The organism is Vibrio cortegadensis (genome assembly GCF_024347395.1).
Taxonomy (GTDB): domain Bacteria; phylum Pseudomonadota; class Gammaproteobacteria; order Enterobacterales; family Vibrionaceae; genus Vibrio; species Vibrio cortegadensis.
Genome location: NZ_AP025472.1, coordinates 271,142 through 285,247 on the forward strand (window position 1 = coordinate 271,142; position 14,106 = coordinate 285,247).

The 14,106-nt window shown below is 42.2% G+C and carries 9 protein-coding genes; all 9 read left to right on the forward strand.

Annotated features, from left to right (window positions below; all coding sequences use genetic code 11):
• The first annotated feature begins 48 nt into the window (after window positions 1–48).
• Window positions 49–903, forward strand: a complete 855-nt coding sequence (locus tag OCV39_RS01210; RefSeq protein WP_136996025.1) for a Dam family site-specific DNA-(adenine-N6)-methyltransferase — start codon at window positions 49–51, stop codon at window positions 901–903.
• A 125-nt stretch (window positions 904–1,028) separates the two neighbouring features.
• The gene (gene rpe, locus OCV39_RS01215; RefSeq protein WP_017052570.1) at window positions 1,029–1,703 is read left to right on the forward strand and encodes a ribulose-phosphate 3-epimerase; all 675 of its coding nucleotides are present in this window, start codon (window positions 1,029–1,031) and stop codon (window positions 1,701–1,703) included.
• A gap of 115 nt (window positions 1,704–1,818) precedes the next feature.
• A complete protein-coding gene (locus OCV39_RS01220) occupies window positions 1,819–2,505 on the forward strand; it encodes a phosphoglycolate phosphatase (protein ID WP_261888793.1) in 687 nt (228 codons plus the stop codon).
• Between the two features lie 148 nt (window positions 2,506–2,653).
• Window positions 2,654–3,673, forward strand: a complete 1,020-nt coding sequence (trpS, locus tag OCV39_RS01225; RefSeq protein WP_171756778.1) for a tryptophan--tRNA ligase — start codon at window positions 2,654–2,656, stop codon at window positions 3,671–3,673.
• 440 nt (window positions 3,674–4,113) lie between these two features.
• Complete coding sequence (locus tag OCV39_RS01230) at window positions 4,114–5,223, forward strand: porin (RefSeq protein WP_261888794.1); 1,110 nt, start codon at window positions 4,114–4,116, stop codon at window positions 5,221–5,223.
• A 22-nt stretch (window positions 5,224–5,245) separates the two neighbouring features.
• Window positions 5,246–8,545, forward strand: coding sequence for an ExeM/NucH family extracellular endonuclease (locus OCV39_RS01235; protein ID WP_261888795.1), 3,300 nt, complete (start codon window positions 5,246–5,248; stop codon window positions 8,543–8,545).
• A gap of 111 nt (window positions 8,546–8,656) precedes the next feature.
• On the forward strand, window positions 8,657–12,028 hold the full coding sequence (locus OCV39_RS01240; RefSeq protein ID WP_261888796.1) for an ExeM/NucH family extracellular endonuclease: 3,372 nt from the start codon (window positions 8,657–8,659) through the stop codon (window positions 12,026–12,028).
• A 47-nt stretch (window positions 12,029–12,075) separates the two neighbouring features.
• The gene (locus OCV39_RS01245) at window positions 12,076–12,996 is read left to right on the forward strand and encodes an endonuclease I family protein (RefSeq protein ID WP_261888797.1); all 921 of its coding nucleotides are present in this window, start codon (window positions 12,076–12,078) and stop codon (window positions 12,994–12,996) included.
• A gap of 154 nt (window positions 12,997–13,150) precedes the next feature.
• Window positions 13,151–13,729 (forward strand): aminodeoxychorismate/anthranilate synthase component II, encoded by a 579-nt coding sequence (locus OCV39_RS01250; protein WP_261888798.1) that lies wholly within the window; start codon window positions 13,151–13,153, stop codon window positions 13,727–13,729.
• The last annotated feature ends 377 nt before the right edge of the window (window positions 13,730–14,106 follow it).

A 14,106-nucleotide genomic window follows, 5' to 3' on the forward strand; every position in this document is an offset into this window, starting at 1 on the left:
ATGTTACATTCCGCAGCCTTATTTTGTGGTTGGTAAGTAGAGCGGTAAATGAAAAAGCAGAGAGCATTTCTAAAATGGGCTGGTGGTAAATATGGCCTAGTTGAGGACATACAGCGTCATCTGCCGCCTGCACGTAAATTAGTCGAGCCTTTTGTTGGGGCTGGCTCCGTGTTTTTAAACACCGATTACGATCACTACCTTCTCGCCGATATTAACCCTGATCTGATTAATTTGTATAATCTGATTAAGGAGTCTCCTCAAGCTTACATTACGGAAGCAAAACGTTTTTTCACGCCTGAATATAATCGCAAAGAAGTATACCTAGACGTTCGAGCGCAATTTAATCAAACGGATGATATTTTTTATCGCTCGTTGGCTTTTCTGTATATGAACCGTTTTGGTTTCAATGGTCTATGTCGTTATAACAAAAAGGGTGGGTTTAATGTCCCATTTGGATCGTATAAAAAACCGTACTTCCCTGAAAAAGAACTGATCTTCTTTGCTGAGAAAGCGAAGAAAGCGACTTTTGTATGTGAAGGTTATTCAGAAACCTTTAGTCGAGCACGTAAAGGTTGTGTTGTGTATTGCGATCCGCCTTATGCTCCGCTGTCGACAACCGCTAACTTCACCTCATACGCAGGAAATGGTTTTTCGCTCGATGATCAAGCAGCGCTTGCTGATGTCGCAGAAAAAGCCGCATTTGAACGTGGGATCCCTGTGCTTATCTCCAATCACGACACAACGTTGACTCGACGTTTGTATCATGGTGCAGAGCTTAATGTGGTGAAAGTAAAGCGTACCATCAGCCGAAATGGTGGTAGCCGTAATAAAGTCGATGAATTATTGGCACTTTTTCATGATCAGCAGAATGCTTTAACCCAAGAGCCATCTAGCGAAAGCTAACATTTCTCCAACTATATGACCTCAAAGCTAGGATCTAAACGATTGCTTAGGTAGAATTGCGCCCGAAATTTGTCGCAACTCACTCACATTTTGTGAGCCAACTTATTAGCCTTAAGAGGTCAGGTATGAAAGATTTTCTCATTGCACCATCTATTCTCTCTGCAGATTTTGCTCGTCTTGGTCAAGATGTAGAAAAAGTACTCGCTGATGGTGCTGATGTTGTTCACTTTGATGTAATGGACAACCACTATGTACCTAACCTAACTTTTGGTGCGCCAATCTGTAAAGCACTTCGCGATTACGGTATTACAGCTCCAATTGATGTTCACCTAATGGTTAAGCCAGTGGATAGCATTGTTCCAGAGTTTGCAAAAGCAGGCGCAACGATGATCACTTTCCATGTGGAAGCGTCTGAGCATATCGATCGCACTCTTCAACTGATAAAAGAAAATGGCTGTAAAGCGGGTGTTGTCTTAAACCCTGCGACGCCACTTTCTTGCTTGGATTACATCATGGATAAAGTGGATATGATTCTACTGATGTCTGTGAATCCAGGTTTTGGTGGTCAATCTTTCATTCCAAACACGTTAGATAAGCTACGCGCCGTTCGTAAAATGATTGATGAGTCAGGCCGTGAAATCCGCTTAGAAATTGATGGCGGTGTTAAAGTAGATAACATCCGTGAAATTGCAGAAGCGGGTGCCGATATGTTTGTTGCGGGTTCTGCTATTTTTAATCGTCCTGATTACAAAGAAGTGATTGACGAAATGCGTGCAGAGCTTGCAAAAGTTAAGCGTTAATCGTAAAAATAGATGATGGTAATCGGACGACTTGTTTTGATTACCTTTGATATAAGGAGCGAACTGTCGCTCCTTTTTAGTTTTCCAACCAAAATACGACGCTAGGAAGCTCACCATGACCCTGAGTAACATTAAACTTATTGCCTTTGATTTAGACGGAACATTGCTTGATAGCGTGCCTGATTTAGCGGTCGCAGCGGATAAGGCGTGTCAGTCACTAGGTTTTCCTGCCGTTACAGAAGATCAAGTTCGTGATTATGTTGGCAATGGGGCGGATATTTTGATTGGCCGTGCGCTAAGCCAAAGCTTGGATATCAACCCAGAGTTGAGTGATGAACTAAAAGCGGATGCTCGTATCCGATTCGATGAGTTTTACGCACAAGGCGGGCATAAACTGAGTCATCTGTATTCAAACGTCCAACAAACATTGAAAACACTGCACCAAGCGGGCTTTATATTGGCGTTAGTCACCAATAAACCATCAGTCTTTGTGCCGGAGGTATTGGCGCAACATGATATCGGCAAGTACTTTACCGATGTCATCGGTGGCGATTCATTTCCGGTTCGTAAGCCAGACCCTATTGCATTGAATTGGTTACTTGAAAAACACAGCGTCAGTGCTGAACAGATGTTGATGGTTGGCGACTCAAAAAATGACATTTTAGCGGCTAAGAACGCGGGCTGTGCTTCATTTGGTTTGACGTATGGTTATAACCATGGCGAACCAATTTCAGCCTCAAACCCAGACTATATCGCTGATGATATTCAACAATTAGTCGATGTTGTTATGGTTTCTGCCTAAAGCGGCGAAAAGTTGACAACTTCGACTAGTAAAATACTCGCCAATGAGTACACTGCAAAGACCGTATATCATAAGTAAGTACGGTTTAATTTAATATAGAATTCATTTCAATTCTCAGTTTGAAAGTTAGTAATAAGGAATCACAACTATGAGCAAACCCATCGTATTAAGTGGTGTTCAACCGTCTGGTGAACTAAGTATCGGTAACTACTTGGGTGCTCTACGTCAATGGCAACAGATGCAAGACGACTATGATTGCCAATACTGTGTTGTTGATCTTCATGCGATCACCGTTCGCCAAGATCCTAAAGCGCTGCATGAAGCAACGTTAGATGCATTAGCAATTTGTCTCGCGGTTGGTGTTGATCCTAAGAAGAGCACGCTATTTGTTCAGTCTCACGTACCAGAGCATGCTCAGCTTGGTTGGCTTCTAAATTGCTACACTCAAATGGGAGAGCTGAGCCGTATGACTCAGTTCAAAGATAAATCAAAACGTTACGCTAATGACATTAATGCTGGCTTGTTCAACTACCCAGTATTAATGGCGGCAGATATTTTACTTTATGGTGCGCACCAAGTTCCTGTAGGCAGCGATCAGAAGCAGCATTTAGAATTGGCTCGTGATATCGCTAACCGTTTTAACAATTTATACGGAAGTGAAGAGCAAGGTATTTTCCAAGTGCCAGAACCGTACATTCCAACAGTGAATGCTCGGGTTATGAGCCTGCAAGATGCAACGAAGAAAATGTCTAAGTCGGATGATAATCGTAAGAACGTCATTACTTTGCTTGAAGACCCGAAATCGATTCAGAAGAAGATCAACAAAGCGCAGACAGATGCCGAAACTCCACCACGTATTGCACATGATTGGGAAAACAAAGCCGGTATTTCGAACCTAATGGGTCTGTACTCTGCGGCAACAGGTAAAACGTTCGAAGAGATCGAAGCTCAATACCAAGGCGTAGAGATGTACGGACCGTTTAAGAAGGATGTTGGTGCGGCATTAATTGAAATGCTCACTCCTATCCAGTCTGAATATCATCGTATCCGTGCCGATCGAGCTTACATGGATGAAGTGATGAAAGCTGGTGCTGAAAAAGCATCTGAACGCGCGGCAGTCACGCTGAAAAAAGCGTATGAAGCGGTCGGATTCGTTACTCGCCCATAGATTTAACGCTTTTTGAGTATTTATAAAAAACCACCTTACATTAGGTGGTTTTTTATTAGGTGTCGCTAAATTACTGATTATTCAAAGTTGTATGATTTATAAAACCGGGATCTAGATCAAGATAATGCAATCTGTTAAAGATAATTCTCATAATAATACCTATTTCTGTTGAAACGATATTTCTCGTCATAAAGTTGCATTCTCAAGCGTGATGTCAATCGCACAAAATATGGATGTGACTTCTTATTGTCATACTAAAGTGTGATATTCGACTTTCTCTCAGTATTTAGAGCCTTTACTCCGCGCGTGTTTATGTGTGCTGCCGTCAATTTGAAAGCTTGATTTGTCTATTCATGCCTTTTATTGATTTGTGCTCTCTATTGGTGAGGCGAACATCTAATAATCATACGAAATGAATATGAGTCAACAAGGACATTGATATGACCCAGAGAAATGCAATAGCGATTGCGTTGTCTTCGCTTTTTATTGCTTGCGGTGCAAACGCAGCAACCATCTATAAAAATGACAATGGTGATTTTCTAAAGCTTTACGGTGAAGTAGGCGTTGGTGGGCACATTGGTGCAGATTACGAGTACGGTGAGTTTTATAAAGACCAGAGTTTTATTGATGACTCTTTTGCCACAATGGGCGTAAAAGGCCTTAATGGAAAAATGCATTACCGCCTAGAGCTAGATTATGAGCGCGAAAACTGGAAATACGGTTCTGGCGATATGGTTCTAGCGATTGATAAAGTGTTCTTGGGTTATGACCTTTACCAAACTCAAGGTTACTCGCACTACATTGAAGCCGGTTTAACGGATACTGCATTTGATGATTACGATAAATGGGGTGACTTTACTTTCGATACTACGGTAGAGACGGGTGAAGCGGGCGACCAAGACATGACAGTGAAATACGAAGGTTTGTATTTTGATGTTATCAAAGTGGGCGCGTCATACAGTTACGACAGTGAGTCATCTTCAGGCTCTAAACTGGGTGAAGTGGTGAACGGCTACGTTGGCTACTTTGGCGAGCGTTTCTCTGCAGTTGTTGGAATGGAAGGTCGCGCAGGCTCTGACGGTGAATCTAAATACGGCGAACAGCGCTTAGTTGGTTTCGGTGCGCGTTTTGCTGCAACTGATCAAATTCATATCGGTGTGAATGCCTTCTTTGAAGATGAAGATGTCTCAACCACTGATGCTGTCTGTATTGCTAACTGTGCTGATAATGATGACGATAATGATGTAAACCAATACAACGAATTTGAAACTCAAGAAAACAAAGGTTACTTAGTCTCAGCTAAATACATCTTTACTCCACAGTGGGAATTCACAGCATCATACAACTTCGAAGAGTATGAAAAGTGGGCGATTGCTAATAAGAATGAGCAAGCGGCAAGTGGTGAAGATAAGTATAGCTGGGGCGATGAGCGCACTTGGGGAACCATTGGTGTGAACTACAAACCGACTAAATCAAGTGTCATTGCTTTAGAGATGAATACTGGTGAAGCAGCACAAGATGCTTACGCATACGCGCGCGTTTACTTCTAATTAAATCAGAGAGAATATGAAAATGAATAAAAAAATGACTCTACTCGCTGGTGCGATTAGCAGTGTATTAAGTGGTGCTGCACTGGCCGATATCAATGATATTGTGATTACAGAGTATGTTGAATCAAGTGTTGATGCATATGCAGTAAACAGTGCAGTTGAAATTACAAACTTTGGTTCTACTGATTTCACATTCACAGATCATGCTTTGTATTATAGTAAATACAAGAACAAAGTATTGAAACCAGATGACTCAACACCAGTATTGAGCGGCGTGGTGATTCCTGCTGGTAAATCAATCGTTGTTGTTGCAGATAACGCGACATCGGAACTTAAAGCAGCGGTAGCCGTTAATGGTGCGAATATTATCTATTCAGGTAGTTATAACGATGCTAGTGGCGGTACTGCTATTGGACACGATGCTCTAAACTTTAACGGCGATGATGCAGTTTGGATCGGTTCGGACACCGATGCCACGGTTATTCACGATATCATTGGTGTGGATGGAACTGAATGGGGCAAAGAAGTTACTTTCCGTCGAACAAATGATGCTAAAGCGCCAGATAAAACATACGAAGTTCTACATTGGGCGAATATGGGGTCTGATGTATACACTGATTTAGGTCTACCGACGTTAGAAACGCCACCGCCACCACCAACACCACCGACAGAAGTGACCTTAGCTGAAGTTCAAGGTAGCGGTATGTTCTCTCCTTTAATTGAAGAGGAGTTTGGAACCCCACTGAGTGAAGAGAAATTCTATCAAACAGAAGCGACTTACAAACTCACCGCTTATGTTGGTTACGCTCTACCAAGTGCAGGTAGTGGTCTTTCTAAAGGCTTTTTCCTATACGATAACGATGGCAACCCGCTAACCTCTGACGGTCTATTTGTTTTTTCAAGTACTTCACCTGAAGTCGGCAAAGAAGTGACAGTTGTAGGGCAGGTTCGTGAGTACTTCGGTCAAACTCAGCTTTCATTAACTGAAGATATCGTTGAAACGGGTAACAGCATTACGCCACCAAGCCCTGTAGAGCTCAAGCGTCTACCTGAAGATGGTGGCTCTTTTGCGAAAACTTTAGAGCGTCATGAAGGCATGTTAGTCAAACTTGTTGAAGACATGGATGATGTGAAAGCAGGCAACCAAGACATGCGCGTGACTCGTGCATTTGCGTTTGATTTTGAGCTTTACCATAAAGGTAAATTCCGTAATAACCTTGCTTTGGCGTATGAAGAGCCTAACTTCCACCCGAACCAAGAATATGTGGCGGGTAGCTTTGAGTCGCTCTCGAAGATTGAACAAAACCGCGACGCAACTCTGTTCTTAGAAAGCGAAAAAGCACCGAGTAACGGAAAGATTCCTTACTACACTGACTTTAGCTATGACAAGCCTATTCGTATTAATGATGGCATTAAGAATGTTGAAGGTGTTATTGCTTACACTTACGATGAATATCGTTTAGTTGTAAAAGATCCTGAAGCGGGTGGTTATCAGATGCAAACATCTGATATTACTCCAAACACACCACGTCCAGAGTCGAAGAAAAATAAGTATGGTGATGATACTGGCGAATATGACATTGTAGATGAGCAGTATGATGACGGCTTTACTATTAAGGTAGCGACACAAAACGTATTGAACCTTTTCAACTCTCCTTATGGCGGTAGTGATAATAAGTTTGGTGATAACCGTGGTGCTAAGACTGAAATTGAGTATGAACGTCAGAAAGCTAAAATTGTTGAAGCTATTTATGGTTTAGATGCTGATATTCTTGGTTTAATGGAAATTGAGAATAACGGCTTTGGTGACTTTGGCGCGCTCAAAACGTTACTTGCAGCGGTAAATGCTAAATATGATGAAGAAGATTACGCAAAGCGTGGTGATCAAAACTCAATCCATAACCGTTATGTCTTTGTAGGCTTTGATAATAATGGCGATACGATTCTTGATGAAAATGACACTATAGGTTCCGATGCAATCACATCGGGCGTAATTTACCGTCCGTCTAAAGTGTCGATTGTTGCTGGTCAAATTATTCAAATGCCAGAGCAGCACGCTCCGGTCGTTGAATATCCAGAAGGCGGCGCCCTTATTGATGATAAAGGCGAAGTTCGTGAAAGTGGTGACAACTATCAACGAAATTCAGTTGCTGCGACTTTCAATGTTCTTAATACCGGTAAAACACTAACGGTTGCGATTAATCACTTGAAATCTAAAGGATCTACATGTCATGAAGATTGGGTTGGTTGGGATGAGTGGGATAATTTTGACCCAGTAAATGATGATGTTCGTAACGATGATTACCAAGGTTCATGTGAGAACTTCCGTGTATCTGCTGCTTACCAGTTAGGTACAGAAATGGCGAAGATCGGTGGTGATCAAGTTATCCTTGGTGACATGAACTCTTACACCTACGAAGATCCGATGTTGGTGCTAACAGGTAACCCAACTAAGAAAGACATTTATGCTTCAAGCTATACGTTTGTAGGTAAAGATGTATTTGAGAAAAATGGTCAAAAAATCAATACCACATTTGGTTACTTGAACGCTGTTGATCTTAAAACGCCTGAAGGTAAAACCGCATGGAGTTACTCATACAACAATGAGATTGGCTCGTTGGATCACCTGTTAATTACGCCTTCATTGAAAGATCGTTTAGTCGATGCGGCTGATTGGCACATCAACGCGGCTGAGTCTTCATTGAACGATTACAGCAACTACAAAAAATCGTCAAACGAAACTGAAAACCCGTTTTATGAGCAAACACCAATTCGTTCATCAGACCACGATCCAGCAATGGTATCTCTAGGCTACAAATATGGTGAAGCTGGGATGCACATTGCAGTGAAGAGCAGCCGTGCAGATGTTCCTTATGCAATTAGTGTTATTCAATCTGAGTTACCAGATAACTTTGGTTCTCTGACTGATGAGGAAAAAGCTGAGATTACTGCGAAGCGTGATGCTGAACTGCCTATGAGTGGTGATGTTGCAGAGTTGACTATCTCACCAATGCCTAAAGGTGTTTCTTTACCTAAAGTGACCCTTACAAAAGATGGCAATCAAACCGTAATGTTTGACGTTGTTGGTCTTCCTACTGGTGACTTTACGTTTGGTATGAAGCTTACGCGTATTGAAATGGCAAGAGCTGCTGGTGATGTAACCGTCATTGATAGCAAATCGGTTGCCGTAACGGTTGAGAAGCGTGATTCAAGCAATGTTAAGCCTACGGCACCGTCTTACGATGGTTCAGGTGGTGCGTTTGGATTTGGCGCTCTATTGTCACTATTCGGCTTTGGTTTCTTACGCCGCCGTCGTCAGTAATCTGACTTAAGGGTTAGCGCTTTTTGCGCTAGCCCTTTTTATTACATGGATTTCGGTAATAAAACGTGACATTACCGATGTATGAAACTTGTTTACCCATGAGGTTTAACAATGAAAAAAAGTTTAATAGCGGCAGCGATTGGTGCTGTGATTGCACCGAGTGTATACGCAAATGTAGTTATCACAGAGGTCGTTGAAGGCTCTCAAAGCAATAAAGCGATTGAAATAGCCAATGTAGGTTCTTCTGCCATCACTTTAGATGGTTATAGCTTAATGATTGAATCGAATGGCGCTGGCGATTGGAAAAATCCATTTGATCTAGCAGGTATCACCCTTCAGTCTGGTGATACTTATGTTGTGGCTAATTCGAGTGCTTCGGATGAGTTAAAAGCGCTAGCGAATGACTTTGGTACTGTAACTTACTATAACGGAAATGACGCGATTTCATTGCAAAAAGATGGTGTTGTTGTCGATATTCTAGGAAACATTGATGGTGAGAAGTTTAACGAAAATGTCACTCTTAAACGTAAAGATATGTCACCGAGTACGACTTACGACGCCACTAAATTTGAAGTTTTAGCTACGGATGACTGGACCGATATAGGCAAAGTAGAGCTTGGTTCACCGGTTGAAAATATTCTTATCACTGAGGTTGTTGAAGGCGGGGCTAGTAACAAAGCAATTGAAATTGCGAACGTTGGTGATGCTGCAGTAACACTGACTGGTTATATATTAATGGTAGAGTTTAATGGTGCTGGAGAATGGAAAAACCCTTACGACCTTTCTTCAGTAACTCTAGAGCCAGGCCAAACGTATGTTATTGCTAATTCATCTTCTGTTCAAGATCTCTTAGATAAAGCTGATGATACTGGGGATATTACATACTTCAGTGGTGATGATTCACTCGCTCTATTTAAAGACGGTGAAATTATTGACATCTTAGGTTATGTAAATGATACCGATTACAATAAAGATGTAACCCTTAAACGAACAGACATGACGGCTAGCACTGCTTATGATCCGGCTAAGTTTGAAGAGCTTCCAAAAGATAACTGGACTGATATTGGCAATGTCGATCTTGGTGGTGGTACACCAGATCCTGACCCAGACCCAACACCAGATACATTAATCAGTGCGCTACAAGGCGACTCTTGGGCATCACCACATACAGACCCTGCAAATGATAAATTCATCTCAGATGACGTTTTCACGGTAGAAGGTGTGATCACCGCAATTCAAGCGGAAGCGCTTGATGCTGATGGTGCTGTTGGCTTCTTTATGCAAGATGAGACGCCAGATTCCGATCCAAACACCTCTGACGGTATTTTTGTTGTTGCTAGCGTAGCTGATCTTTCGGTTGGTGATAAAGTGACCGTTACTGGCCCGGTTGAAGAAAAATATGGTTGGACTCAAATTCCTGCAACTGCCGTTGTAAAAAATGGAACAGGTACGGTTTCTGCCACAGAAGTTCAGAGACTTGATAGTGATCCTGAGTTCGATTTTACCTTAGAGCGCCACGAAGGCATGCTCGTTAAGCTGACTTCAATTTCTGATATGAAAGTATCACGTAGCTACAGCATGGATGATGGCCCTAAACGCTTCAACATGGTGTTAGCACAAGGTAAAGCGAACGTTCATCCAAACCAAGCTTTCTTCCCTGGGACGCAAGAGGCGGATCAAGCGGCTGATTGTAACGATGATGCGCGTCTTGTTGTTGAATCTCTAGCGAAAGATACGGTTGGCACACCAGCTTGGTATCCTGATTTTGGTAATACAGATGTAGACCAAAATGGCTCAACGGAAGACTTTATCCGTGTAGGTGACCGTGCAAATAACCTTCAAGGTGTCGTAGGCTACTCGTACTCTGATTACCGTATTTTTGTTACAGAAGAAGCAAATAACGACACCTTTATGGCTCGTGGTAATAACCGAGATGTAGCGCCTGATTTGAAAGAAGGTGATATCCGCGTAGCAACATTCAATGCCAACCAATATTTCAATAGTGTTCAAGGCGGCGGTGAAACGAATGATTTCCTAGCACTTGATGCATCAGCAGGTGCACAAAGCTCAACTGAATTTGATCATCAAACTCAAAAGCTTGTGAAGGCTCTTACCCTATTAAATGCTGATATTGTTGGCTTGATGGAAATCGAGAACAATGGGTTTGGTGAAAGCTCTGCCATTTCTTACTTAGTCACTCAACTTAATGCAGAGTTAGAAGAAGAGCAGAAGTACAACATTGCAAGTGCTGAAGGCTTAACGAATGTTGGTGAACTTGCGACAAGCAGCTACGTTATCTTCCGTCCTAGTAAGGTTGGTCTTGAGTCATTAACTGTGATCCCTATGCCTGAGCAGCATTTAGAAGACGATACTGTGATTGCTCAGCATGATGCGGTTGTACCAGTATTTTCATTTAAAGATCGTGACGAAACGTTAACCCTTGCCGTTAGCCACTTCGCTGACCGTGGTGAAACTTGCTTAAGTGATGATGCTTTAGAGCGTCAAGGTGGTTGTGCTGACTTACGTGTATCGGCGGCAGACTATCTTGGTCAGCAACTGGCAGACATGAGTGGTGAAAAAATTATTCTTGGTAGCTTAAATGCTTACACTAAGGAAGATGCGATTACGGTTCTAACTGATCGCACTTCTGCTCCTGAAGATTACAAGATCACAGCAGCAGCCAATACTTTTGTCGGTGATACTCCTCTACATGGTGATGCAGGGGCTGATATTACCAAAACTTATGGCTATGAAAATGTATTAGCGATTGTTGATCCTAATAGCTTTAACGCTGTTCGTGGTGATGCGAATGGCAGCCTAGACTATATCCTGACATCTGCAGGATTGAAGTCTAAAGTGGTTGACGCAACTCACTGGAATATTAATGCTTCTGAATCTGAGTTACTTTCAGCGGGCTATGAAGTAGGACAGAAGTATTCTGATGCATTCCGCTCAGCGCAAAACGATCCGGTTGTACTGTCAATTGCATTCAATGGTAAACCACTAGATCCGGTGGACCCTGTTTACCCAGATCCGGATAAGCCGATTGCCCCTGGTACGCCAATTGAACTGCCTTCTGAGCCTATCAATGAACCTCGCACAGAAACGCCAGTTGCAAATGGTACCTTTAACTACTTTGTTGACTTAACCAATTACTCTAACTCTGCTTATTTGAAGGTGGGCGATGAGGTTTCTGTGAGCTTTAGTAATGCAGATTCGGGTTTTGTTGCGACATCTTCAAATGTACAAAAAGACACGCTTGATCAGTTTGAAATTGCACTAGGTTGGACTGAAGTAGCAATTTCTAGCCTCGAAGTTGGTGACTACACAGTAACAACGTCGGTAGAAGGAAGTGTACTCGAAACTAAGCAAATGTCTGTTACTCAAACTGCTAGTAGCGGCAGCAGTGGTGGTTCATTTGGATTCGGTGGCTTATTGAGTTTATTGGGCCTTGGTTTCCTACGTCGTCGTTTGAGCAAGTAACTTACTGCATTAAGGAGTAGGGGCTCTGTCGCCCCTAAAATAAAAGTATGAAAAAGACACTACTGACTTTACTTATTCCGTGTGCATTCGGTGCTAATGCAGCTTATGAACAGGCGCATGATCCTCATGTGGTAGGTGGGCTACCAACGCTAACCTGTGAAATGACGATTAAAGAGCCTGTTGAGCCACCAATTCCACCGGGTGAAATTCATAATCCAGATGGTTATTACGATAGTGCGCTTGATAAAACTGGCGATGAGCTGAAGCTTGCGCTGAATAATATTATCTCGACAGGTATTACTAAGCTTCCTTATACCGATAACTCATCACCAGATGCAATGGATGTTTGGAAAGCTTTGATGATCACGGATGAGGATCCAAATGATTCCAGTAATGTGATTTTAATGTACACCGGCCGTAGCCAGCTAAAAACTCTCAATAGTTCTAGTGATAACGGCGGTGATGCGTGGAACCGAGAGCATAGCTATCCAAAATCAAATGGTGGGTTTAACGATAATCGAGCCTCTGCCTATACCGATATTCATCACTTACGTCCTACAGATGCATCAATCAATAGTGAGCGTAGCAATCTAGAGTTTGATAATGGAGGCTCTCCTACATCAGAATCACCAGCAGCAGGAAACAAGAAAGATGGAGACTCGTTTGAGCCCCGTGATGCTGTGAAAGGTGACGTAGCTCGTATGATGTTCTACATGGCGACTCGCTACGAAGGTAAAGATACCAGTGATGTATCAAACCCGGATTTAGAGCTAGTATCAACGGTAAGTGGAAATGGTACTGCGCTAGGTAATGTATGTCGTCTGCTTGAATGGAATACCGCAGATCCAATTGATGATTTTGAATTTGAACGTAACAGCAAAATTCAAAAAATTCAGGGTAACCGTAACCCATTCGTCGATAATGCGCAGTGGGCTGAAGTTATTTTCCGTAAAGACTGTACTGAGTAATTGATATGTTTGTCATGGCTTAAAGTGTGACAATAGTAAGGCCAGCATCTGCTGGCCTTAATTTTGTCTATGTCATGGTTAAGGCTTGCCTTTCTTTCCCCTTGCTGCACAATACACGTTCTATTGTTCTCTTCGATACGGTTACGATTTACGTATGCTACTAATCATCGACAATTACGACTCATTTACCTACAACCTGTACCAATACTTCTGCGAGTTAGGTGCAGAAGTGAAAGTTGTGCGCAATGATGAAATCGATATTGCGGGTATTGAAGCGCTAGAACCGACCCATTTAGTGATCTCCCCTGGGCCTTGCACCCCGAATGACGCGGGTATATCACTGGAAGTAATCGAGCATTTTGCTGGGAAATTACCGATTATGGGGGTCTGTTTAGGGCATCAAGCGATTGCTCAAGTTTTCGGTGGTGAAGTCGTTCGAGCAAGACAAGTTATGCATGGTAAAACCTCTCCCATTAAACATACCGGAAAAAGTGTGTTTAAAACGCTTAATAATCCTTTGACCGTGACACGTTACCATTCCCTCGTGGTAAAAAACGGTACGTTGCCTGATTGTTTTGAACTGACAGCATGGACTGAGCTTGAAGATGGAAGTATGGATGAGATCATGGGCTATCAACATAAAACCCTCGCGATTGATGCGGTTCAGTTTCATCCGGAATCCATTAAAACAGAGCAAGGCCATCAATTACTGGCAAATTTCCTTTTACGATAGTCCTGTTTTTGGCTATTCATTACGCTCCAACACCTGACTCGGATCACTTTTCTTAACATTTTCTTCATCTATTTTATTGTGGATATTCTATGCAAGTTTATTCGCGCTATATCCCTCGATCCTCTTCTATGCCTTGTATTTCCTCATTTAATAATTACTAGCACGCAATTTATCCGGAAAAAAATTCATAAAACGATTTGATTGCTGCATAAGTAGTCACATATAGTGAGCTTTGAACTATTATTTCTGCAAGTAAAAGAACAATCTACTATTGAAATAGTTAATTAAATGTAAATACAATGCTGCATTAGTAGAAATGCCAAACAAAATATTCATCATAATGAAACCCTCATCGATTTCATAAAATGAGAGGCATC